The sequence below is a fragment of the Zobellia barbeyronii genome, assembly GCF_018603515.1.
GTDB lineage: Bacteria > Bacteroidota > Bacteroidia > Flavobacteriales > Flavobacteriaceae > Zobellia > Zobellia barbeyronii.
This window is the reverse complement of record NZ_JACATN010000004.1, coordinates 415,961-441,037: the sequence shown is the minus strand read 5'-3', so window position 1 is coordinate 441,037 and position 25,077 is coordinate 415,961. Positions and strand designations below refer to the sequence as shown.

Below are 25,077 nucleotides of genomic sequence, written 5' to 3'. Positions count from 1 at the left end.
TACGACGAAAGTCTGTAAAACGAAAGTACTATTTTTTCAAGGGAAGATAAACCATTGTTGATATTTGAGGATAAGTTTATCTTCAGCGTTTTACCTCATTAGTAACATTAAAAAGAACTCCTCTAGGGGAAATTATAGCATGCGTAAACTTAAGAACGAAGAACTAAACCGAATAGATGTTGAAGCTTTTAAAGAGGCTGATAAATCACCCATTGTTATCGTGTTGGATAATATTAGAAGCTTGAATAATATAGGTTCAGTTTTTAGAACTTCCGATGCTTTTTTAATCGAAAAAATATACCTCTGTGGCATTACAGCGCAACCACCGCATAAAGACATTAGAAAAACAGCTTTGGGCGCTACGGAAAGCGTAGCGTGGGAATATAATGAAAGTACGGTTGATTTGGTAAAATCGTTGACTGTAGATGGGTATACCATATTGGCCATTGAGCAAGCAGAAAATGCCATAATGCTCAATAATCTTGAAATAGATGCTACTAAAAAGTACGCTTTGGTTTTTGGTAATGAGGTAAAAGGGGTGTCACAAGAAGTAGTAGATGCCAGTCACAGTGTCATAGAGATTCCGCAATATGGTACCAAACACTCATTGAATATTTCTGTAAGCGCAGGTGTGGTCATTTGGGATGTATGGTCTAAAATGAATACATTAAAAGCCTAGTTGGGTAAATGAATGGCAAATTTGGTTATCTTATCAATAATGGTATCGTAATCGTCTTTGTTTCCAACAAAATCAAGGTCGCCCATTTCAATAATTAGGTTGTTCTGTTCAGGATATCCTTTGATGAAATCAAAATACCCTTGGTTAATCTTTTGAAGGTAATCAGGAGCAATCTTTTTTTCATAGTCTCTACCTCTTTCCTTGATGTTTTCTAACAAACGCTCAGTTGTTTGGTAAAGGTATACGTATACTTTGGGCTTTTTCACCTCTTTGTACATAAGGTAAAATAGTTTCCGGTAGAGTTCAAATTCCTCTGCCTGTAATGTAATACGGGCAAATATGAGGGATTTATAAATATCATAATCACTCACCATGAACTTCTTAAATAGGTCATATTGAGAAGTGTCATCTGTAAACTGCTGATATCTATCTGCTAAGAAAGACATCTCCAAAGGAAAAGCGTAACGGTGTTGGTCTTCGTAAAATTTTGGAAGAAATGCATTGTCTGCAAAACGCTCCAATACCAGTTTGCCATTAAAATCTTCCGATATCTTATTTGCCAAAGTGGTTTTACCAGCACCAATGTTCCCTTCAATAGCAACAAAATTTATATGGGCAAACAGGTCAGCTCTATTTCTATGTAATTTAAAAGGCGTGCGTTCCAACTTCCCTTTATCGCGACATTCTTGCACGAGGTTCCGAGTATCTTTATTCAATATAGGATGATAGAACTGTGGTGCAATATCGCCTAATGGCTTTAATACAAATTTGCGGTAAGTGAGCTCAGGGTGTGGAATAATTAAGTTTTCAGAAATGAAAACTTCCCTTTCATAATACAAAATATCTATATCAATCAATCTAGGGTGGTACCCATCCTCTCCTGATCTTATCCTGCCCAGCTTAGTTTCAATATCCAAAAGGGTTCGCAAAAGTTCTTGCGGAGGCATAATTGTTTTGAGCGATATGCAAATGTTCATGAAGTCGTTAGACTCAAAACCCCAGGCGCTTGTTTGATACACATGGGATATCTTTTGCACTTCTCCGGCAGCATTGTTTATGGCAAACAATGCGTCCTGTAAGTTGTTCAAAGTGTCACCTAGATTACTTCCAAGTGATAGGTATACTGTTTTGGGGTTGCTCATAATATATAACAAAGAAACAAAAAGTAGAGGTGAGTTCATTATCTTTGGGTGAAAATACTAACTCAATTTTCATGAATTTTTTAAGAAATCTTTTGGCGGCCATCATCGGCTGCCTTATTGCTTTTGGAGTTATTTTAATAATGATCGTTATTTTTGCCGGTATTGTAGGCAGTTCTGAAGAGTCGGTTTCCATAAAGAAAAACTCCATTTTAGAGCTACAACTAAAATTACCTATTAGTGATTATGTAGGCGATAATGGTATGGATCCGTTTACCGGAGCCTTCATGGAGCAATCGCAAGGTCTAGATGAGATTCTACAAGCTATTTCTGTTGCAAAAGATGATGATGACATCAAAGGCATAAGCATCAACAATAACTTTATGATGGCCGGTCTTGCCCAAACGCAAGCAATTAGAAAAGCATTAGAAAGTTTTAAAGAAAATGGCAAGTTCATCTACACGTATGGAGATTTTTATATGCAGAAAGATTACTACTTGGCCAGTGTTGCCGATTCTGTATTTATAAACCCAGTGGGAGGATTGGATTTTAGAGGGTTGTCTTCAGAAGTATTATTCTTTAAAGATTTACAGGAGAAAACAGGTATAAAGATGGAAGTCATACGCCACGGAAAGTATAAGAGTGCTGTTGAGCCTTTTATAGCTAACGAGATGAGCGAGGCTAACCGTACCCAAATAAAGGAATTAATTGGTTCGTTGTGGAATTCTATGGTTGATGATATTTCTAAGGGAAGAGGTATTTCTTCTGCCGATTTAAATATTATTGCAGATACCTTAGGAGGTAGAACTCCTGAATTTGCCAAAGAAACGGGACTTTTAGATGGTGTTATTTTCTTTGATCAATACGAACAGAAACTTAGAAATGCTTTAAGTCTTGGAAAGGACGATGATTTAAATCTCATAGAGTTACAGGATTATGTAATCCGTTCGAACAAAAAAGTAATTAAAAGCGGAAAAGATAAGATAGCTGTTGTTTTTGCCCAAGGCGAAATATTATATGGCGAAGGTGGTCCAGACGTTATTGGTCAAGGTATAATCAATGAAGCCATTATTAAAGCAAAAGAGGATAATGATGTAAAAGCAATTGTACTTCGCGTAAACTCGCCTGGAGGTAGTGCTTTAACTTCTGATATAATTTGGAGAGAGATTGTATTGGCAAAAGAGAAAAAACCTGTAGTAGTTTCCATGGGTAACGTGGCAGCTTCTGGAGGATATTATATAGCTGTTGGTGCAGATAAGATATTTGCGGAACCTACTACCGTTACCGGTTCTATAGGTGTTTTTGGAACAGTGCCTAACATGACCGAGCTTGCTGCAGATATAGGTATTAATGCAGAACAAGTGGGTACGAATAAAAACTCAGTAGAATATTCCGTTTTTGAACCCATGTCTAGCGAATTCAGAGGTTACGTTCAGGAAGGTATTGAAAGTACTTATGATACTTTTTTACAGCGGGTTTCTCAAGGGCGTAATATTAGTATGGCGGAAGCAGACAGTCTAGCGCAAGGTCGCGTATGGAGTGGGGTAGATGCAAAACGTGTTGGTCTTATAGACGAATTGGGTAATTTAGAAGATGCCATTGCAGAAGCTGCGAAAATGGCTGAATTGAATGATTACGGTATCAAGAAATTTCCAAAATATAAAACTGGTATAGAACGTTTAATGGAAGATTTAGGCGGAGCCAGTGCCAAAGTGAAGCAAGAGTTTATAGAAGAAGAAATAGGTTCTGAAGCGTATTCTATATTAAAACAAGTAAAATCTGCCATGGAGCAGGAAGGAGTGCAAGCACGCATGCCTTTTGTACTTGATATTAAATAATTCAGTATACAACCTTATCAAAAATAAAAAGAGCCAGCTATAAGCTGGCTCTTTTGGTATATAGATTTGTTATTCTACTTTACTAGGTTAATTTCTACCCTTCGGTTTTGAGCACGACCATCTTTGTACATGTTGGAGGCAATAGGTTTGTCTTCTCCATGACCAACAGCTGTTAAGCGAGAGCTGTCAATTCCTTTTTCTATTAAAAAATCCTTTACCGAAATAGCTCTAGATTCAGATAGCTTTTGATTTGTAGTTTTACTACCTACGCTGTCCGTATGACCCTCTACTGTAAATTTAGCTTCGGGATATTCTTTTAGGATACTCATAATGTCTACCAAAACACTTGTAGATTCTGCTTTTATGCTAGCTTTTCCAGAGTTAAAAAGAATAGTTTTAGCGTAATCGTTCAGTTGTTTTTGAACTTCTTCGGTAACCTCAGCAGCTTCTGGACAACCATTGTTTGCAACAGTTCCCATTTCATTAGGACATTGGTCGTTTTTATCCAAAACACCATCACCATCTGTATCTGGCCAAGGGCATCCTTGGTTTTCTGCAGCTCCAGGTTCGTTAGGGCATTTATCATCTTCATCAAGTACATCATCACCATCAGAATCAACTAATGGGCAACCATCGTTCAATACTTCGCCTGCTTCTTCTGGACACTTATCATCTTTATCAGTAACCTTGTCACCATCAGTATCAGGCCATGGGCAACCATTGTTTTCAATTGGACCAAATTCATCAGGACAATCATCTTTTCTATTTACTATTCCATCACCATCTCTGTCTTTAGGTTTTCCTTGGTAAACCGGTATTTTCAATCCCGCATAAACGTCGGCAGCTTTTGAGTTGTCGCTCAATAGTAAGGTCATAACAGAACCAGAGCCAATATATAGGGGTCCCGCTCTAAAACCAGCTCCCCATTGCGCTCCAGAACCTTGTGTAAGACTCACCGGCATATAGAAGCTAAACCATTTGCTTTCAAAGCGAGGTGTAAAAGAAACCATTGTAGGCACTCTATTTGTATTCACTTTGGAATTAGAACGTAAAGAAAAATCTGTGTTTAGATTTAAGTAAAATCGATTGTTTAGGCTGTAGTCTACATTAAAATGAAGAGCTGTTGGTAAGGCAAACTTTTCTATAGCATCAACTGATGTCTGCGTATATAGATTATTTAAGATATCTTCTAAATTGTCTTCATTATCAAAATCATCTTCATTTACCGTTGCTGTTATGTCATAGGTGTTCTGAGTACCATTTTTATAATTAATGGACCCGATGTCACTTATAGAAAGAGCAAATTTTAATTTGTACTTATTTAAATGTTGAAATGAGTTTGAACCATCGGTTGAAGCATAGGATGCGTAATCTGGTCTCCATTCGTAAACAGCCCCTAAATCTACACCAAAGCCCGTTGCGCCATCTACAATTTCAACTTCAAAGTCTTCAAAATTATCGTCTATATTGTCACTGTGGCCATAGTTAACTTCACCAACAGAAGCAATACTTCCTGTAGTTTGCCCGCCTGGTAAAGGAGTACCGTCAGCATCATAATCTATGGTGATATTTTTTCCACTAGCGTATGCATTCCCCATTCCTTGTAGATATTTTAGAGAGATACCACCTTTAAGGAAGTGTTGGTCTTTGTTCATCAAAACTTGTGCATAGGTAACACCAATTTCAGCCCATGCATTAGCGGTAAGATAGACATCTTCTTCATCTATCATAAGGTCATCGTTCTCATCAAAACCATTGGAAAGGCTTTCAAAAGTGTTTCCATTAATCTTGTTTACATTATAACCGACTCTACCTCTTGTAAATATGGCTAGTGAGCTTGTGGGTGTAAGATTGAACATAAAAGCGGGTCCCAAAACATCTGCATTGCCAAAGAAATTATTACTGTCTTTAGGATACTTTTTGCCATCGGTATCAAAATCAAAATCTGATGTAATGACATCGCCTAGCTTTAATCCGTAATAATCATTACTAAAGAATGTGCTTGCACCTACAATATTAATATCTGTTTTAAATCTAGAATCTGTGATGTTTGCAGGGTTGGCAATTAAGCTGTTGACCCCACTGTAATTATCCGTCAGAAATCCGACATAGGATTGGGCTTTAGCACTAAGTGTGCCCAATACTAGTAATGATGTAACTATGGTTTTTTTCATGCTTGGTGTTTTTTAAGCTATTTTTGATTTTGTTTTGAGAGTCTTGTTTTAACGAACAAGCATCGTTGAAATTGTACTGTTCATCGATCACTTTAATAAGAAAATACTTATGAATTTAAAAGATAGCCGTTTGGCATATCAGATATATCTTTATTTGGGAGCGCTTTTCATCACCTCTTTGGTGGTTTCCAATCTTATTTTTCAGAAGTTCTTTTATTGGAACCCTTTTGGTGATTTCACTATTTTTGGAGTGTCACTTTTTGAAATATCGGTAGGAATTTTGCCTTACCCTATCACCTTTTTAATTACAGATTTAATCTCTGAAATTTATGGTAGAAAGAAGGCTAATCAGATTGTTACAGCAGGTATTTTTGCCAGTCTATTTTCTATGGCTATAATTCTTTTGGCAGAAGGGGCACCTGCTATTCCTTCTTCTCCAATAGATGATGCAACGTTTACACAAGTATTTGCTCTTTCTCCAATAGCTGTTTTGGCTTCTATGATAGCCTATCTCTTTGCGCAGTATATTGATATTGCCATTTATCATTTCTGGAAAAAACTGACCAAAGGCAAGTATTTATGGATACGTAATAACTTCTCCACCTTTCTTTCTCAGTTTGTAGATACCTTCACCGTAGTAGGGCTTCTCTGTGTATTTGGTATTCTTCCGTGGGACCTTTTCTTTGGGTTGGTCGTGAGTGGATTTGTTTTTAAAATTTTAATAGCACTCTTAGACACTCCTTTCTTGTATTTGTTCGTATATATAATGAGAAAGCGGTTCAAATTAGCCGTGGGAGAAGAAATAGTGCTAGAGGTATAATATTCAGTACTTTTTGGAGTTGTACCGTTAGGGTTAAGAATCTTAATATAGGAGTTAAGAAGACCGAGCTTCTTTCATTAGTTTGTGCCCAATTTTAAAATGGACATCAATGTTTGAGCAAATGCTTTTCTTTTTATTCCATTAAGTTGTATAAATCAGTATTTGAATTAGAAATATGAAAAAGAAAATATTTTGGGGTTTAGGAGTCATAGTGCTACTTATTGTAGCTGTGCTAGTAGCTGCGCCCTTTTTCCTTGAGTCTAAAATTGGCGATATTATAAAGAATAACGTGAACAATAATGTGAACGCAACGCTTGATTTTTCTAAAGCTGATTTGAGTCTATTCAGTAATTTCCCGAATGCTGAGGTTAGTTTGGAAGATGTAGTGCTATTAAATAAAGCACCATTTGAAGGCGATACACTTTTTGCTTCCAAAAAAGTAGCTCTTGCCATGGGCATAGGTGAGTTGTTTAAAGGACAAGATGAGCCAATAGGAATAAAAAGTCTTACGGTAGATGGAGCATCGGTAAATGTAACAATAGATAAGGAAGAGAATGCCAGTTTTGATATTGCAGTGCCATCTGACGAGCCAAGTGCTCCTGCCGATGCTTCTGGTGATGGTTTTAATCTTGATCTACAATCATATTCCATAACCAATACCAATATTGTTTATGACGATCAGTCTACTGGAATGCGTTTGGTGATTTCAGATATGCAACACAGTGGAAAAGGTGATCTTTCTGCAGAAAAATCAGAACTGGATACGTTTACTGAAGCGTTGGTTTCTTTTGAAATGGACAGTACAAATTACTTGAATAAGAATAAAATTGAGTTAGACGCTGTTATTGGCATTGATTTAAAAGAAAATAAATACACTTTTTTAAAGAACGAAGCGCTAATTAATCAGCTGGCTTTGGTTTTTGACGGCTTTATTAAAATTAATGAGAATAGTCAAGAAATAGACATCACTTTTAAAACACCTTCTTCTGATTTTAAAAACTTCTTGGCAGTAATACCTGAGGAATATTCTAAGAATATAGAAGATGTAAAGACCACTGGGAATTTTATGCTTGAAGGTAAATTTAATGGTGTTGTAGACGAGGAGCATATTCCTAAATTCAATATCAAAATTTATTCTGATAATGCTTCTTTTAAATATCCGGACTTGCCTAAGGGAGTTCGTAACGTTTTTATTGACACTAAAATCAATAACACCACGGGTATTGCAGAAGATACGTATGTAGATATAGATAAACTGTCCTTTATGATTGATGAGGATAAGTTTGATATGACTGCACACATCAAAGAACTAATGGGTAATACCAAAGTGGATGCCCATATAGATGGTAAAATGAATTTGGCTAATCTTAAAAAAGCATATCCGGTTCCTGCAGACCTAGATTTAAAGGGACTTTTAGATGTTGATGTAAAGACCGCATTTGATATGGCTTCCATAGAAAAGGAGCAATATGAGAAAACAACCACAGATGGTAAGGTTAGTTTAAGTGATTTTGAATACAACTCAGATGAGATACCAAACCCTGTAAAACTTAAGAGCACTAAATTAACTTTCAATCCTTCTACGGTAACGTTGAATGAGCTTAGCGGTACTACTGGTAAAACGGACTTTAATGCCAAAGGAACTATTAAGAACCTATTGGGCTTTATGTTTAACGATGAAAAGGTAGAAGGTGATTTTGACCTTTCTTCCAATACTTTTGCTTTAAGTGACTTTATGGTGGAAGAAACACCCGCAGGACCAAGTGAAGGTAAAACTGAAGGAGAAAAGACAGAAGGTGTTGCAGAAGAAAAAATTAAGATACCATCATTTTTAGATGCGAATATTAATGCATCTGCCAATACCGTGCTTTATGATAACCTTACATTGAAAGATGTAAAAGGTAATCTGAAAATTAAAGATGAGAAGGCGACACTTACTAATATGACATCTTCTATTTTTAATGGTAAAATGGCATTTAATGGAGAGGTTTCTACCAAGGAAGAAACACCAACTTTTGCCATGAATTTAGATATGAAGCAATTGGGTATAAGCGAAACTTTTAAATCGCTAGACCTTCTTAAGGCTGTTGCTCCAATTGCACAAATTCTAAAGGGGACTATGGATACCGATATTAAGCTTTCAGGTAGTCTTACGGATGATTTAGTGCCAGATTTACTGACTTTGACCGGAGATATTTTTGCCGATATCATGACAAAGGAAGTTGATGCAGAAAGTGCTCCAATGTTAACGTCCCTTAACAGTAAGCTGAATTTCATAGACATGAAGCAATTAAATCTTGATGATTTAAAAACCAAGCTTACTTTTGAAAATGGGGTAGTGAACGTAAAACCATTTACAGTAAAATATAAAGACATAGCCATTGACGTTGGCGGTACGCATACTTTTAATAAAGAAATGAAGTATACGGCTACAATGGAGGTTCCTGCTAAGTACCTAGGGAGTGATGTGAGTAAGTTAATTGCGCAAATAGGAGAGAATGACCTAGAAGATTTAAAGATTCCTGTGGTGGCTAATATAGGAGGTAGTTATGATAATCCTAAAGTGAGCACAGACCTTGGGTCTGGTGTTAAAACCTTAACGAGTCAATTAGTAGAAATTCAAAAGCAAAAGCTAATTAACAAAGGAAAGGATAAAGCTAAAGATTTATTAGGTGATGTTTTAGGTGGAAGTAAATCTGAAACAGAAGGTGAAACCAAATCTACTAAAGACGATGTAAAAGAAGTTTTGGGTGGCTTGTTAGGAGGAAGTAAGAAAGATACGACTACAGTAAAAACAGATACTGCTGCACCTGAGAAAAAAGAGGATGTCGTAAAAGAGAAAGCTAAGAATATTTTAGGTGGACTTTTAGGTAAAAAAAGTAATTAGCAAATAGGATTATCCTATTTGCTTATGATGCTTTTTGTCATACCAAACATATAGCAAGAAAATAGCTAGGCTTATTAATGAGCCCCAAAGTAGACCTGTTTTCATACTATTGGTGCTTTTACCAAGTATAGCAATAAAAAGAATAAGAGGGGTGATGCCAATTAGCGTTGCCCCAATAAATTTCCAGTACCCCATTCTTAATATACCACCCACAAAGCTAATGGCATCATTAGATAAAAAGGGATTAAGGCGGGTAATTATAACTGCCCAAAAACCATAATCTTCTAGGAAGCCGCTTACTTTTTTCTCTGTCTTTTTTCCAATAATACGCTGTACCTGGTCTCGACCTAAAAGCTTGCCAATGGCATAACCTACTGAAGAAGCTAAAAATACAGCAATTAAAATAATGATACTCCCCCATATAGGGCCATAAGCCAAAATTGAAGCAACCATTAACATAACGGAGGGTACGATAATCAAAAACATCTGTGCAATCATGGCGATAATTAAAATAATCGGGCCCCATGCTCCAAACTGCGCCACCCAGTTTTCTACTTCTTTTTGATTACCACTTGTCAATACTTGCCAAGCTTCATTAAAAAACGACTCAATTGATGGAATAGTGAAATAACCTATAGCAAGTAATACAGCTATCATAACAGATAGGAATGCTGGCCATTTGCTCTTATTTCTATTTTTAGTTGATTCTCCTTTGGACATCCGCTCTACTTTTTTATTCGGCAAAAAGGTAGCTGAGTTTGTTAAAGAAGAGTAATCCGAAACGTTCTATTTTTGGTTCTAAAATAAAACGGTGTGCTTATGGAAATTTAATTTTGCAGTCTATGAGATTACTAGCTGATTTGAAGTGATACATAGTACCCTTCGTTACTACGAATATTAAATACTGTCTGGTCCTCAAAAATTAAATACTGTCCTTTTACGCCTTTTAAAACTCCTTTATAGTTCGGAGTTTTGACCAGGTTGAGACTTTTTACTTTTTCTGGATACTGTAGCACTGGAAACTCAAGGATGGTTTCTGAATTATCGGTAATGTAGTATTGCTGGGCTTCATCGGGAATGTATTGTTTCAATTTATTGCGCCATTCCTCTAAGTTTTCATCATCGACATTATTGGTGAGCATTTTACGCCAGTTGGTCTTGTCTCCAATATGGTCTTTTAGCGCTACTTCTGTTATGCCAGCCAAATATCTGTTTGGGGTTTCAACTATTTCTATAGCCTCATGTGCACCTTGATCTATCCACCGTGTTGGAATTTGTGATTTTCGGGTTACACCAACTTTTATGTTGCTAGAGTTCGCTAAATAAACAATATGGGGCTGTAGTTGTGCTTTTTTCTCATATTCTAGGTCACGATCTTCTTTTCCTAAATGGGCAGTACTTAATTCTGGTCGCATAATCCAATCCCCTGCAGAAGGAATTTCGTAGAAACAGGTCTTGCAAAAACCTTGACGAAAGATAGGACGATCTCTACCACAATTCAAACACTGAAATTTTATAAAACTGATTTCTAGCTCTTTATCCAGAATTTGATTCACGTTCAAAAAATCATTTTCAAAGACCATATAGTATTGAATGGGGTTTCCTATTTCGGTCTGCATTTTTCTTAGAACGCCTTCGTACTGCATAAAAAAGTGTGATTTAAAATGAATTTGAAAATGATAAGTATTAAACTTAAATTTAGCGAATTCAAAGATACCCAAAAATGCCGATTACCTTATTCAATTCTATTGCCTCGTGGTTGCTAAAAAAGCGATATCACCAGATTGAACTTTTTTTGAAATACCCAGAAGAGGTTCAAGAAGAAGTACTTCATCAACTTATAGAAATAGCCGAAGACACAGAAATCGGCAGGAAATATGGATTTGAGTCCATCAACAATTATGAAACTTTTAGAGAACGTGTTCCTATTTCTTCATATGAAGAAATTGAACCTATAATAGAACGTACGCGTCGTGGAGAACAGAATATATTTTGGCCAACCTCTATAAAGTTGTTCGCCAAGAGTAGCGGTACAACCAATGCCAAGAGTAAATTTATTCCAGTAAGTGAAGAGGCCTTGGAAGATTGCCATTATAAATCTGGTAAAGATTTGCTTTGCCTGTACTTGAACAATAATGAGAATTCCCAATTGTTTACGGGTAAAAGTCTACGTCTTGGTGGGAGTAAAGAGCTGTACGAGGATAATGGCTCGTATTTTGGAGACCTGTCTGCCATTCTTATAGATAACATGCCTTTGTGGGCAGAATATAGTAGTACACCAAGTAGTAAGGTCTCGTTAATGAGCGAGTGGGAGAGTAAGCTCAAGGCTATTATAAAAGAAAGTACACAAGAAAATGTAACGAGTTTAGCGGGTGTGCCTTCTTGGATGTTGGTGCTTCTGAATAACGTAGTGCAGGAAACCGGTAAGGACAACCTTTTTCAAATATGGGATAACCTTGAGGTGTATTTTCATGGAGGGGTAAGTTTTAACCCTTATGAAGAGCAGTACAAAAACTTGTTGCCGCGCAAAAGCTTTAAGTATTATGAGATTTATAATGCTTCGGAAGGATTTTTTGCAATTCAGGATCGTAATAATGCAGATGATTTATTGTTAATGTTAGATTACGGCATATTCTATGAGTTTGTTCCTATGAGCGAATATGGCACGGAAGGTCAAATGGCCATTCCGCTTTGGGAAGTCAAAAAGAACACGAATTATGCAATTATAATTACTACCAATTCTGGGCTCTGGCGTTATAAGATTGGAGATACTATTAAATTTACATCTACCAGTCCGTACCGTATTAAAGTAACAGGGCGTACTAAACACCATATAAACGTTTTTGGAGAAGAGCTGATTATAGAAAATGCGGAAGAAGCCCTAAAGACCATTTGCGCTAAAACCGGAGCGGAAATCAAAGATTATACGGCCGGACCTGTTTTTATGGAGGGTAAGGAAAAGGGAGCGCATGAGTGGCTTATTGAGTTTAGAAACCAGCCCGAAGATATAGATGTGTTTACGGAGTATTTGGATAATGCGCTAAAATCATTGAATTCTGATTATGAAGCCAAACGTTATAACAACATTACTTTAAATATGCCCATAGTTCATATTGCTAGAGAGAATCTTTTTTATGATTGGTTGAAGTCAAAAGATAAGTTAGGTGGGCAGCATAAAATACCTAGATTATCCAACAAAAGGGACTATGTCGAAGAATTGCTTCACATGAACAAATAAAAGGGAGATTTGCCCGTTTAATATTGAAATTGATTCCCAAACCTAACCTAAAGGCAAATTAAATTTAATATTATGGCAGAAAGACTAGTAATCTTATCCGATATGTGGGGAGCTAAAAAAGGGCTCTGGATAACATCGTACCTCGGGTACCTTCAACAGCATTTTAATATTACTTTTTATGATTGCCAGCAATTGGGGAATATAGATGTAAAAGTAAATTCAGAAGAAAATGTTCATCAGGCTTTTGTTGATGGCGGAATTGAAACTGCTGTAGCGCATCTCCTTAAAAAAGAAGAAGAACCAGCACATTATCTATGTTTTAGCGTAGGTGGAGCCATAGCATGGAAAGCAGCACTTTCAGGTTTGCCCATGAAATCCTTATACGCAGTCTCTTCTACAAGAGTTCGCTCGGAAGTTAAAAAACCAGATTGTCCAATCCGACTTTTATTTGGAGATAGTGATGTATATAGACCAAAAGCATCTTGGTATAAAGAAATAGGTGTAGAAGGTGAGCTGGTCAATGGTTTTAGCCATGACATGTATACCGATGAGAAAATAATTAAAAAAGTTTGTCTTGACTTGTTGAATACGGTTACCCAAAAATCTGTGAAAACAGACAAGCAAAAAGCTATTTGATAATCCAAGGGTTTTAAACTAACACTCAAGGAAATAAAAAAGCGGAATCACTTTTAGTGATTCCGCTTTTTTATTTATTTATGTCTGAGGATTTAAGAAACTGCTTTCAGTTTTTTAACGGTCTCATAAGACAGTTTACCTTCGGCGTAAGCTTTGGTAACCTTAAATTCTGTTTCGTCATTACTCGGCATCTCGAACATGGCATCGGTAAAAATTGCTTCACATAAAGACCTTAAGCCTCTAGCTCCTAATTTGTACTCAATTGCCTTTTTAACGATATAATCCAAAGCCTGATCGGTAATGGTGAAAGTAATATCATCCATCGCGAACAGCTTTTCATACTGCTTTATAATCGCATTTTTAGGTTCCGTAAGAATAGCCCTTAGCGTTTTCTCGTCTAATGGGTTCATGTGTGTTAGTACCGGAAGCCTTCCAATGATTTCAGGAATTAGACCAAATTCTTTTAAATCCTTAGGGATTATATATTGAAGAATGTTGTCTAAGTCTAAAACGTCATCAGTTTTTGCGGCACTATATCCAATAGCCTGCATATTCAGCCTTTTGGTTATGGCACGTTCAATTCCGTCAAAAGCACCTCCTGCAATAAATAGGATGTTTTCCGTATTTACCTCAATGAACTTTTGGTCTGGATGTTTTCTTCCTCCTTTTGGTGGAACATTTACAACCGTACCTTCAAGTAACTTAAGAAGTCCTTGCTGAACACCTTCACCTGATACATCTCTAGTAATAGAAGGGTTATCGCTTTTACGTGCTATTTTATCAATCTCATCTATAAAAACAATACCACGTTCTGCTTTTTCAAGATTGTAATCTGCAGCTTGTAGTAAACGAGTAAGAATACTTTCTACATCTTCACCCACATAACCAGCTTCGGTCAAAACTGTAGCATCAACAATAGCCAAAGGTACATTAAGCATCTTGGCAATGGTTTTGGCAATAAGGGTCTTACCTGTACCCGTTTGGCCTACCATTATGATATTACTTTTTTGAATCTCTATATCGTCTTCTTTGGACTTGGGCTGTAAAAGCCTTTTATAGTGATTGTAAACCGCAACAGACATTACTTTCTTGGTGCGTTCTTGTCCGATAACGTAAGTATCTAAAAACGTTTTAATATCAAGAGGTTTCTTCAGGGTAAGTTCTGAAGAAAGGTCATTGGTCTTAGTTTGTTTAGATTCTTCGGTAACTATACCGTGGGCTTGCTCTATACATCGATCGCATATGTGTGCATCAAGACCTGCAATCAAAAGATTGGTCTCAGGCTTCTTTCTGCCACAAAACGAACATTCTAAATTTTCTTTAGCCATATTAAAGTATACTTTCTTTGAAAAAATAAACGCAAATAAATGCGTTTTGGTTCATCGAGTTAGTCGAAAAACCAATTAATAGTACGCATTTGGTCGAAATTATTCTTTACCCCTTACCAAAATTTCATCAATCATGCCATAAGTCTGGGCTTCTTCGGCTTTCATCCAATAGTCACGATCACTGTCATCAGTAACTTTATCCATTGTTTGGCCAGAGTGCTTGGCAATGATTTCATACAATTCTGATTTCAATTTCAAAATTTCACGAGCGGTAATTTCAATATCGCTAGCTTGTCCTTGCGCTCCACCCATAGGTTGGTGAATCATTACTCTAGAGTGCGTTAATCCGCTACGTTTTCCTTTTTCACCTGCACAAAGAAGTACAGCGCCCATAGAGGCCGCCATTCCAGTACAAATAGTAGCAACGTCCGGAGAAATGAACTGCATAGTATCATAGATGCCTAAACCGGCATAAACGCTTCCTCCTGGAGAATTAATGTATATCTGAATATCTTTTTTTGCATCTGTACTGGCTAAAAATAATAATTGTGCCTGTACGATATTCGCTACTTGATCATTAATGCCTGTTCCTAAGAAGATAATACGGTCCATCATTAATCTAGAAAATACGTCCATGGCAACAGCGTTCATCTGACGTTCTTCAATAATGTTGGGTGTAAGACCAACTGGGTACATGCTCGTTAAGATCGAATCATAATAGGTACTGCTAATACCTTGGTGATTTATAGCGTAGTTCTTGAATTCTTTTCCGTAATCCATATTTTTTTGTTCGATGTTTAAATTACCTGGGGGTATGAAATAAAAAAGGTGCCGAAAATATTATTTTCGGCACCGTAAAGATACTTATAATTTTTTGGAAATGTTACCCGTAAACCTCCTTGACAAAGTTTTCGTAAGTAACCTCTTTTGTCTTAAGGTTTACTTTCTCTTTGTAAAGGGTAAGTAGTTTTTGGCTCATTAACTGTTCGGACAAACGCTTTACTTCGTCTTGATTGCCCAATACACGTGCCGCAATATTGTCTAACTCTTCTTCTTGAGGATTTAATTGACCAAACTGTGCCATTTGCTGCTTAATAAAGCCTTTTGCAAATTCTTTAAGTTCTTCAAACTGAAGTTGAATGTCATTTTCCTTAATAACCTTACCTTCTATAAGTTGGTAGCGAAGTCCTTTTTCGGATTTTTCGTACTCTTCATTGGCTTCTTCTTCAGTTAATGGGTTTTCGCCAGTAGTTTGAATCCACTTGGTTAAAAACTCTGAAGGAAGTTCGAATTTTGTGTTTTCAATGAAATATTCGGTAATGTCATTCAATAATTTTTGATCTGACTGCTGCTCGAATTGTTTTTCTGAATCATCCTTGATACGTTGCTTCAAGTCTTTTTCAGATTTAACTTCGTCCTTACCAAAAAGCTTGTCAAAAAGCTCTTGGTCTAATTTAGCAGGCTCTCTTTCATTGATTTCCTCAATAGTAAAAGTAGCTTCAACATCTAGGTCTGCTGCTTTTTCTTGAGAAACACCAAAAACGCTTGAAAGTAAATATTCTTCTTTAAAAAGACCTTTAGATTTCAATGTAACAACATCACCTACTTTTTTACCTTTTAGGGCGTCCAAAGCTTTTTTACTCTTGATCTTATCAAGTTCTAAAGTGGCTTTATTGTCTATTTCTTCTTCTTCGTTCTTGAAAGTACCGCTTACTTCGTTGTCTTTTTCTACAGCATCCTTGTTGATAAGTTTCCCGTGTTGTTTAAGAATACGGTCAACTTGTTCGTTAACCATTTTGTCGTCGGCAACGATTTTATAATGTGTAATCGGTTTTTTTGTTTTTAACGGAACTTCAAAATCAGGAGCAAGACCCAATTCAAATTCAAAAGCAAGTTCTTCATTGTCCCAATCAAAATTATCTTGTTGTTTAGGAAGTGGATTTCCAAGAACATCTAATTTCTCCTCGGTAAGGTATTTGTTAAGATTGTCTTGAAGAAGTTTGTTTACCTCATCTACTAAAACAGCCTTTCCGTATTGCTTTTTTATCAAGCCCATTGGTACATGGCCTTTTCTAAAGCCAGGTACATTGGCAGACTTTCTATAGTCACTTAGGATATGGTCTACCTTATCTTGATAATCTTCTTTAGTGATAGCCACTTTAACGATGGCATTTAGATCGTCGATCTGCTCTTTTGTAATATTCATCTAAATCTTCTTTTTTGTTTCCATAAAATGGGATGCAAAAGTAGTGTAATTAATGTACGCTAGCAAGTTTTTAAGTCGTTGTGGTTCAAACAATCGTTACGATTTTTCATCATCTTTCAAAAGGGAAAACAATATAGATTGGAGAAAGGATAATAAGAGACTAAAAAGTATGGCCCATAAAACACCGTCTACCCTAAATCCATCAATAAGGTTATCTGCCAATAAAATGATAATAGCATTGATAATTAATAGGAAAAGACCTAAGGTTAAAATGGTTACAGGTAAAGTGAGTATAACAAGAATAGGTTTCACTATGAAGTTCAAGAGACTAAGTACTATAGCTACTATAATAGCGGTCATATAGCTGTCTACAAAAACATGTGGTAATATTTTTGAAAGTATAACTACGGCCAGGGCGCTTAATAGAACACGTAAAATAAGTTTCATAAGTTAAAGATGTTTGTTGTGTGGTGAACAATTTCGCCACCCTTAAAGATAAAGATTTGTTATGATTTTAGGAATACCATCGATTTTTCAAAAAACTGTTTCGGGTTTTCTGCATGTAACCAATGCCCGGCATTGTCTATAGTGTCCATTTCCGCTGCCGGAAAGTGTTTTCTGAATTCAGAAATTTCGTTAGGCATTATGTATTCCGATCGGTCACCGCGAAGGAAAAGAACGGGGCCGTTATAAACGTCCGTGGCTCCAATATTTTCTCCTATCTCATTCATTTTTTCACTTAAAACTTTGAGATTAAAACGAAAACCTAATTGACCTTTTTCTACCCAGTACAGATTCTTGAGCAAAAACTGTCTTGTGCCAAAATCAGTAATTTGCTTACCTAGTTCAGAATCTGCTTGGTTTCTAGATGTAATGATATCTAAATTCAGGGCGTTCAAACCATTAATAATTGGTTGGTGATGCGGTGGATAGAATTTTGGGCCAATATCTGCAATAATCATTTTTGTTACCAAATCTGGATAACTGCAAGCAAATTGCATAGCTGTTTTTCCGCCCATAGAATGCCCAATAATCATGGCGTTTTCTAAGTGATGGGCTTCCATATAATTTTTGAGGTCTTCGCTCAGTAAATCATAATCAAAATCATCGGACCAAAAACTTTTACCATGGTTACGCTGATCTATGAGGTGTACTTCAAAGCCTTCTTCTGCGTACTGGTTGCCTAAAGTTTTCCAATTATCGGACATTCCTAAAAAACCATGTAAGACTAATAGGGGAGTGCCGGTTCCAAGTATTTTAGAGTGTAAGGTTTCTGTCATTTTAATTTATTCAGATACATATTTACAACGTTATCCAAGCCTAGGTATAGTGATTCGCAAATTAGGGCGTGACCAATAGAAACTTCTAATAAATGAGGAACGTTCTCTTTAAAATATTTAATGTTGTCTAAACTTAAATCATGTCCGGCATTAATGCCTAAACCACATTTGTATGCAATTTTGGCAGCTTCTGTAAAAGGTTTGACAGCTTGGCTGTGGTTGCCTTTGGTGTATTGTTCAGCATAACTCTCTGTGTAAAGTTCAATACGGTCCGTTCCCGTTTCCGCAGCACCCTCTATCATTTTAGCTTCGGCATCAACAAAAATAGAAGTGCGTATACCTGCATTTTTAAAAGTTTGGATAACGTCTTTTAAAAAGTCCTTATGTTTTACGGTGTCCCAGCCTGCATTAGATGTAATCGCATCCACAGCATCTGGTACCAAAGTTACTTGTGTAGGCTTTACTTCAAGGACAAGTTCTATGAATTTTTCAACAGGGTTTCCTTCAATGTTATATTCTGTAGTGACTAGATTTTTTAAATCCCTCGCATCTTGATATCGAACATGTCTCTCGTCAGGTCTAGGGTGTATAGTAATACCTTGTGCTCCAAAAGACTCAATATCTGCTGCAGTTTTCAATAAATCGGGCATATTGCCACCTCTGGCGTTTCTTAAGGTTGCAATTTTGTTGATGTTTACACTTAATTTTGTCATTTACCGATAGAATTAACCATTTGGTACAAAAATACAAATTAGGCATACCTTTTGATATTTTTAATTAGTATTTTGCGTTTAGTAGAAAGAGTTATGCACATTCAAGACCAAATAGTAACAGACATTCCGTCCTTTAAAATAGGAAGTTCATTAGCTAAGGTAATAACCTTTTTTAAGGATACCACGTACTCTCACGTAGCTGTGACAGAGAACGGGGCATACTTAGGTTTGCTTAGCGAAAATGACCTGGAGAATTTTGACATCAAGGAAAAGATAGAGCAATATCGTTATGATTTGGAAACCTTTTTCGTGAGAAAAGAGACCAGTTGGTTAGATGTTCTTGAAGTTTTTGCTAGAAATGAGGCCAATCTTGTGCCTATTCTGGATGAAAAGGGAAGAATAGATGGTTATTATGATCTTACTGATATTGTAAGTGTCTTTATAGATACCCCGTTCTTTACAGAACCAGGTGGTATTATTGTTGTAGCAAAAGGCATTAAGGATTATTCGTTTAGTGAGATTGCCCAAATTGTTGAAAGTAACAATACCAAGCTAATTGGTGGCTTTATCACCGATTCTAAAAATGATGTCGTTCAAATAACTATAAAAGTAGCTTCTTCTAATATAAACGATATTCTTCAGACGTTCCGGCGATATAATTATAATGTATTGTTCGGTAACACAGATGATCAGTTCTTGGAAGATTTAAAGGAGCGATCAGATTATCTAGACAAATATCTTAACGTTTAGAATTTCTTGCGATATTCTTCAAAAAGGGGAATCAGTCAAGGGTACAATCCTTATTTTTGTCGCATAAGGCCAAATGGTTTTAGTAATCACGATAAAGACTAAGGAATGAAAGTTGCCGTTTACAGTCAAATGTATCAAGAAGACACATTGCAGTATGTAATGGAGTTGCTTGATGAGCTTGAAAAAGAGCATGCCGTAATAGCTATTGAAAAGGAATTCCACGATTTTCTTTCTGAAACACATAGTTCCGCAAATTATTCCACATTCACAGATGCAAAAGGGTTAGATAGCTCTTTTGATATGTTCGTTAGTTTTGGTGGTGACGGTACTATTCTAAGGGCAACCACTTTTGTTAAGGATTCCGGTATACCTATTGTTGGTGTAAACACTGGTCGACTAGGGTTTCTTTCTACATTTAGTAAGGAAGAGGTTCGTAAAGTAGTGCAAGAATTTAAAAAGGGTTCATATACTATTGTAGAACGAAGTTTGGTTGAGGTTGATAAAGGGGCAGATATTCCGGAGTTAAACGGATTGCATTTTGCTTTGAACGAGATTACGGTAAGTAGAAAGGATACGACCTCTATGATTACGGTAGAAACGTATTTAAACAATGAGTACCTTACATCTTACTGGGCAGATGGTCTGATTATTTCTACTCCTACAGGTTCAACAGGATATTCCTTAAGTTGTGGTGGTCCGGTAATAGAGCCAACAGCAAAATCGTTGGTATTAACGCCGATAGCACCTCATAATTTAAATGCAAGGCCTTTAGTTATTTCAGATGACACAGAGATACGGTTAAAGGTTTCCGGTAGGGAAGATAACCATCTTATTTCATTAGATTCTAGAATAGCATCGGTAGAGAACGGAAAGGAAATTCGCATCAAAAAGGCGGACTTCGTTATTAAAATGATAGAATATGCATCAGAGAGTTTTTTGAAAACCCTTCGGAATAAACTGTTATGGGGAGAAGATAGCCGTAATTGAATCTTTAGCGGACAATAAAAATCCGCAAATCCTGTTTATCATTTGAGAACACTAATATAATAGTTGGGTGCAATTGTTATATTCGCAAACTAATACGATTTATGAAGCATTTCATTGTCATAGTTCTACTATGCACTTTTGGCAGTATAGGAGCACAAACCTATGAGGCCGGTATATTTGCCGGAGGAGCCAATCTTATTGGAGATGTAGGGCGTACCACATATATTTCACCATCTGATGTTGCAATTGGCGGTATTTTTAAATGGAACATAGCTAAGCGCTATGCCTGGCGTGCCAGTGTTATTTATGCTAAATTTCAGGCAGATGATACCAAATCTAACGACCCTTCTCGTCAACAACGAGGTTACCAGATGGATAATTCTTTACTGGAAGCTTCTGCGGGACTAGAATTTAATTTCGTAGAATATAATCTACATAAGATGGGCCCTGCTTTTACACCTTATTTATATACGGGTATTACTTATGTTAGATACGATTATAATTATTTTGATGCGGGACAATTCTTAGGGGTTTCTCAAAGAGACGGAGCTTTAGCTATACCTATGACTGTTGGTGCAAAAATCCGTTTAAACCAATTCTTAATTTTAGGGGCTGAGGTAGGCGCTCGGTACACTTTTACTGATAATTTAGATGGTAGCTACCCTGAAAAGCTTAATGTTAGTCGTCAATTAGATGATCTTCGGTTTGGTAATGTGTTTAATAATGACTGGTATGTATTCTCCGGATTAACACTAACTTATACCTTTGGTAGAAAGCCTTGTAATGAATGTTTTGAGTAACTAGCATTCCTAAAAAAATCTTCTTTTCTTTTCTTGAACAGGCCTTAACTATGCATAATTCATTTTTATAGGCTATTTTTGTCATACGCTCAAAACGCGTAGGCTTATAGGTTGGTGACGTAAAATTCATCCAATCAAGAGAATATTTATTAGAGCAGTATGATCAGTTCCTTATGGTTGACCTAGAAGAATTAGATAAAAAGAAAATGCCGCGCCATGTAGCCATAATTATGGATGGAAACGGGCGTTGGGCAAAGCAAAAAGGCAAACTTCGCGTTTTTGGACATGAGAATGGAGTTAAAACTGTACGAGAGACGGTTGAAAACTGCGTTAAAATAAAACTAGAGTACCTCACCTTATATACATTTTCCACAGAAAATTGGAAAAGACCTAAAATTGAAATCGATACTTTAATGAGGCTTTTAGTGTCTTCATTAAAGAAAGAGCTGAAGACTTTTTCAGAAAACAACATTAGGTTAAATGCTATTGGAGATTTGGAGTCATTGCCCAAAAAAGCCAATAAGGAACTTAAGGAGGTAATGGAGAAAACAAGGGAAAACACAGGAATGACCCTTACTTTGGCTTTAAGTTATGGTGCGCGAGAAGAGATTAAAAACGCAGTAAAACAAATAAGTGCCAAAGTTAAAAATAATATAATTTCAATTGAAAACATTGACGAAACCATTATTAATAGCCATCTTTACACGCACGATTTGCCTGATGTAGATTTGCTTATCCGCACTAGTGGAGAGCATCGTATCAGCAATTTTTTACTATGGCAAATTGCCTATGCGGAATTGTATTTCGTTGAAGTATTTTGGCCCGATTTTAGTAGTCAACATTTGGCAGAAGCCATAAAAAGTTATCAGAACAGAGAACGAAGATTTGGAAAAACCAGCGAACAACTCAATTAGCGATATGAAAAGGTTCATATCCTTCGAACCTTTTATTACACTCCTATTAATTTTTGCAACTACATTTTGCTCCGCACAAGAACTTTCTTTTGAGGACGGCAAAAAGTACATTTTAGGTGGGCTAGAGGTCACCGGACTGCAAAGTTATAACGAGCAGACCGTAAAAACGTATACCGGATTACGTGTAGGGCAACCTATTACTCTCCCTGGAGACGAGATTAGCGGAATTATCAACAAACTTTGGGGTCTTGAGCTTTTCAAGAACATTGATTTCTATGTTACTAATATAGAAGGGGATAGAGTCTTTCTTGAATTGAATATTATAGAAAGACCAACGTTGTCCAGTGTTACTGTAACTGGTGTTAAACCTAGGAAAGTAGATGATATATTAAAGGATACGGACCTTAAGAAAGGAAAGAAAATTACCGAGAGTTTAATAGCTAACACAAAGAACTACCTTGATAATAAGTATAAAAAACAAGGTTTCTTAAATGCCAAAACATCTATTATTGTAGCTAAAGATACTTCTGAGACCAATGCTCAGAAAATGGCGGTTAACATTAATAAAGGAGATAAGGTAAAAATAAAGGAAATGGTTTTTGAGGGTAACGAGCAGTTATCCGACAAAAAACTAAAAGGTGCCTTTAAGAAAACCAAAGAAAAACGTTTTTGGCGTTTTTGGAAGAAATCTAAATTTATTGAAGAAGACTACGAGAATGATTTAGAGCTGTTGTCCGATAAATATGCCGAGAACGGTTACCGTGATGCACGTATCATTTCTGATTCTGTAATTAAGGTAGATGAAAATAATATCATCTTAAAATACCAAATAGAAGAAGGTAATAAGTACTATTTTGGTGATGTAGATTTTGTTGGTAACAGTGTCTATACAGATCGTCAATTGGCCTCGGTGTTGGGTATAAAGAAAGGGGATACCTATAATGGTGTTTTGTTAAGAGAGCGTATTGCAGACGATTCTAAACCTGAACCTAACGATGTTACTAGTTTGTACCAAAACAATGGGTATTTATTTTCAAGTATTAACCCAGTAGAGGTTTCAGCAGAGAATGATACTATTAATTTTGAGATTCGTGTAATAGAAGGTAAAGAGACTTTTCTTAATCATATAGATATCGTTGGTAATGACCGTACAAACGATCACGTAATTTATCGTGAACTAAGAACACGTCCAGGTCAAAAATACAATAAGAGTGATATCATCAGAACAATCCGTGAACTCCAACAGTTAGGTTATTTTGATGCAGAGCAGATTAAACCGGATATTCTTAATCCTAACCCTAACGAAGGTACTGTAGATATTAAGTACAACTTGGTAGAATCAGGCTCAAGTCAGATAGAATTACAAGGTGGTTACGGAGGTGGTGGTTTTATAGGAACCTTGGGGCTTTCTTTCAATAACTTCTCAATTAAGAATATTTTAAATGGCGAAGAGTATAAGCCAGTGCCTATGGGTGATGGTCAGACTTTTGCCATGAGAATACAGGCAAGTAGAACATTTAGGGTATACAGCCTTAACTTTGCAGAGCCTTGGTTAGGAGGTAGAAAACCAGTTCAGTTTAGTTTAAACCTATCCAGAACACAACAGTTTGGAGTTGATTATAATAACTCTAATAGTAGTACTATAAAGGTAGATAAAGATCGTGGGTTTTCAATTACAGGTTTAACCGCAGGTTTGGCAAAACGTGTACAATGGCCAGATGATTTCTTTACAATATCTCATTCTTTAAGTTATCAGGTTTATGAGTTCAATAACTATGATATTGGGTTGTTTAATTTTGGTAATGGTAGGTCTAACTCTTTTGCTTATACTTTAGGTATTTCAAGAAACGCTACTTCTGGTGGTCGTATTTTCCCGAGGGGAGGTTCTAATTTTGAAGTTACGGCAAAACTAACGCCACCTTATTCACTCTTTAGTAATAAAGATTTTGAAACATTGCGGGATCGTAGTACTGAGTTGTCGCTTTTAGAGGTGCAACAAGGTGGTCTTACTGCTGCAGAAACTGCAGAGCTAGAAGACATCGATCAACAACGCTTTAGATGGTTAGAGTATTATAAAGTGAAGTTCAAAGGAGACTGGTATACAACCTTAGTTGGTGATTTGGTAATGCGTACTAACGCAGAGTTTGGTTTCTTGGGAAATTATAATAATGATGTTGGTGATGTGCCTTTTGAACGTTTCTTCGTAGGTGGGGATGGTTTAGGAAACTTTACTTTAGATGGTCGTGATGTAGTTCAGTTAAGAGGGTATGAAAACCAATCTTTAACGCCAATTGATGAAATAACAGGTCAACAAGAAGGTGGTTTGGTTTACAATAAATTCTCATTGGAATTACGCTATCCTTTAACTTTAAAACCTTCTGCTTCCATTTATATGCTTGCATTTATGGAAGGTGGTAATGCTTTCAACAATTTTCAGGAATTTAATCCGTTTGAGATAAAACGATCGGCCGGAGTGGGGCTGCGCATTTTCATGCCGGCATTCGGGTTGTTAGGTATTGATTTCGGTTATGGGTTTGATGAAGATCTTAGGCCTCAATCTATCGGAAACGGACCTAGCGGACTTCAAACACACTTCATTATCGGCCAACAGTTTTAATTTAAGGAATCGTCCTTTATGCTAAATCGCTTATTTTTAAAGCTTTAGTAATTTTGGCACGATATTTTCTA

General features: G+C 36.5%; 21 protein-coding genes. 11 read left to right on the top strand and 10 right to left on the bottom strand.

The features are described from left to right. Positions 1-139: 139 nt before the first annotated feature. Positions 140-679: an RNA methyltransferase gene (locus tag HW347_RS14420; protein ID WP_214612485.1), complete on the top strand. Its 540-nt coding sequence runs from the start codon at positions 140-142 to the stop codon at positions 677-679. Here HW347_RS14420 and folK read toward each other — a convergent pair. Beyond that, on the bottom strand, positions 676-1,821 hold the full coding sequence (folK, locus tag HW347_RS14415; RefSeq protein ID WP_214612484.1) for a 2-amino-4-hydroxy-6-hydroxymethyldihydropteridine diphosphokinase: 1,146 nt from the start codon (positions 1,819-1,821) through the stop codon (positions 676-678). The genes HW347_RS14420 and folK overlap by 4 nt on opposite strands. Before the next feature lie 71 nt (positions 1,822-1,892). Here folK and sppA point away from each other — a divergent pair, with 71 nt between their 5' ends. Beyond that, entirely contained in the window at positions 1,893-3,656 is a 1,764-nt protein-coding gene (sppA, locus tag HW347_RS14410; RefSeq protein WP_214612483.1) for a signal peptide peptidase SppA, read from the top strand. Positions 3,657-3,730: 74 nt separating this feature from the next. Here sppA and HW347_RS14405 read toward each other — a convergent pair whose 3' ends face one another. Next, on the bottom strand, positions 3,731-5,830 hold the full coding sequence (locus tag HW347_RS14405; RefSeq protein ID WP_214612482.1) for an OmpA family protein: 2,100 nt from the start codon (positions 5,828-5,830) through the stop codon (positions 3,731-3,733). 109 nt (positions 5,831-5,939) lie between these two features. Here HW347_RS14405 and HW347_RS14400 point away from each other — a divergent pair, with 109 nt between their 5' ends. Further along, positions 5,940-6,650 (top strand): queuosine precursor transporter, encoded by a 711-nt coding sequence (locus HW347_RS14400; RefSeq protein WP_214612481.1) that lies wholly within the window; start codon positions 5,940-5,942, stop codon positions 6,648-6,650. A 175-nt stretch (positions 6,651-6,825) separates the two neighbouring features. Further along, complete coding sequence (locus HW347_RS14395) at positions 6,826-9,537, top strand: AsmA family protein (protein ID WP_214612480.1); 2,712 nt, start codon at positions 6,826-6,828, stop codon at positions 9,535-9,537. A 9-nt stretch (positions 9,538-9,546) separates the two neighbouring features. Here HW347_RS14395 and HW347_RS14390 read toward each other — a convergent pair whose 3' ends face one another. Beyond that, the gene (locus HW347_RS14390; RefSeq protein WP_214612479.1) at positions 9,547-10,257 is read right to left on the bottom strand and encodes a TVP38/TMEM64 family protein; all 711 of its coding nucleotides are present in this window, start codon (positions 10,255-10,257) and stop codon (positions 9,547-9,549) included. Between the two features lie 131 nt (positions 10,258-10,388). After that, a complete protein-coding gene (locus tag HW347_RS14385; protein ID WP_214612478.1) occupies positions 10,389-11,183 on the bottom strand; it encodes a DUF2797 domain-containing protein in 795 nt (264 codons plus the stop codon). Positions 11,184-11,260: 77 nt separating this feature from the next. Here HW347_RS14385 and HW347_RS14380 point away from each other — a divergent pair, with 77 nt between their 5' ends. Together HW347_RS14380 and HW347_RS14375 are read left to right on the top strand one after the other, a co-directional pair. Beyond that, positions 11,261-12,775: a GH3 auxin-responsive promoter family protein gene (locus HW347_RS14380; RefSeq protein ID WP_214612477.1), complete on the top strand. Its 1,515-nt coding sequence runs from the start codon at positions 11,261-11,263 to the stop codon at positions 12,773-12,775. 72 nt (positions 12,776-12,847) lie between these two features. Continuing rightward, positions 12,848-13,411, top strand: coding sequence for an alpha/beta fold hydrolase (locus HW347_RS14375; protein WP_214612476.1), 564 nt, complete (start codon positions 12,848-12,850; stop codon positions 13,409-13,411). A gap of 92 nt (positions 13,412-13,503) precedes the next feature. Here HW347_RS14375 and clpX read toward each other — a convergent pair whose 3' ends face one another. The 6 genes from clpX to HW347_RS14345 form a co-directional block, all read right to left on the bottom strand. Continuing rightward, positions 13,504-14,739 (bottom strand): ATP-dependent Clp protease ATP-binding subunit ClpX, encoded by a 1,236-nt coding sequence (gene clpX, locus HW347_RS14370; RefSeq protein ID WP_214612475.1) that lies wholly within the window; start codon positions 14,737-14,739, stop codon positions 13,504-13,506. A gap of 99 nt (positions 14,740-14,838) precedes the next feature. Then, positions 14,839-15,519 carry an ATP-dependent Clp endopeptidase proteolytic subunit ClpP gene (clpP, locus tag HW347_RS14365; protein ID WP_155594747.1) on the bottom strand — a complete coding sequence of 227 codons (681 nt, stop codon included), beginning with the start codon at positions 15,517-15,519 and terminating at the stop codon, positions 14,839-14,841. A gap of 103 nt (positions 15,520-15,622) precedes the next feature. Next, entirely contained in the window at positions 15,623-16,945 is a 1,323-nt protein-coding gene (tig, locus tag HW347_RS14360; RefSeq protein WP_214612474.1) for a trigger factor, read from the bottom strand. 96 nt (positions 16,946-17,041) lie between these two features. Beyond that, complete coding sequence (locus tag HW347_RS14355) at positions 17,042-17,392, bottom strand: phage holin family protein (RefSeq protein ID WP_194532551.1); 351 nt, start codon at positions 17,390-17,392, stop codon at positions 17,042-17,044. A 59-nt stretch (positions 17,393-17,451) separates the two neighbouring features. Then, the gene (locus HW347_RS14350) at positions 17,452-18,225 is read right to left on the bottom strand and encodes an alpha/beta fold hydrolase (RefSeq protein ID WP_214612473.1); all 774 of its coding nucleotides are present in this window, start codon (positions 18,223-18,225) and stop codon (positions 17,452-17,454) included. Further along, positions 18,222-18,938 carry a pyridoxine 5'-phosphate synthase gene (locus HW347_RS14345; RefSeq protein WP_214612472.1) on the bottom strand — a complete coding sequence of 239 codons (717 nt, stop codon included), beginning with the start codon at positions 18,936-18,938 and terminating at the stop codon, positions 18,222-18,224. Before HW347_RS14345 ends, HW347_RS14350 begins: the two co-directional genes overlap by 4 nt. A gap of 72 nt (positions 18,939-19,010) precedes the next feature. On the opposite strand from HW347_RS14345, the gene HW347_RS14340 reads away from it, so the two are divergent. From HW347_RS14340 to HW347_RS14320, 5 genes are all read left to right on the top strand, one after another. Beyond that, entirely contained in the window at positions 19,011-19,688 is a 678-nt protein-coding gene (locus HW347_RS14340) for a CBS domain-containing protein (RefSeq protein WP_317171944.1), read from the top strand. Positions 19,689-19,793: 105 nt separating this feature from the next. After that, positions 19,794-20,675: an NAD kinase gene (locus tag HW347_RS14335; protein ID WP_214612471.1), complete on the top strand. Its 882-nt coding sequence runs from the start codon at positions 19,794-19,796 to the stop codon at positions 20,673-20,675. Positions 20,676-20,776: 101 nt separating this feature from the next. Beyond that, entirely contained in the window at positions 20,777-21,475 is a 699-nt protein-coding gene (gene porG / locus HW347_RS14330; RefSeq protein ID WP_214612470.1) for a type IX secretion system protein PorG, read from the top strand. Positions 21,476-21,648: 173 nt separating this feature from the next. Further along, positions 21,649-22,389, top strand: coding sequence for an isoprenyl transferase (locus tag HW347_RS14325; protein ID WP_214612469.1), 741 nt, complete (start codon positions 21,649-21,651; stop codon positions 22,387-22,389). 4 nt (positions 22,390-22,393) lie between these two features. Further along, a complete protein-coding gene (locus HW347_RS14320; protein WP_214612468.1) occupies positions 22,394-25,006 on the top strand; it encodes a BamA/OMP85 family outer membrane protein in 2,613 nt (870 codons plus the stop codon). The last annotated feature ends 71 nt before the right edge of the window (positions 25,007-25,077 follow it).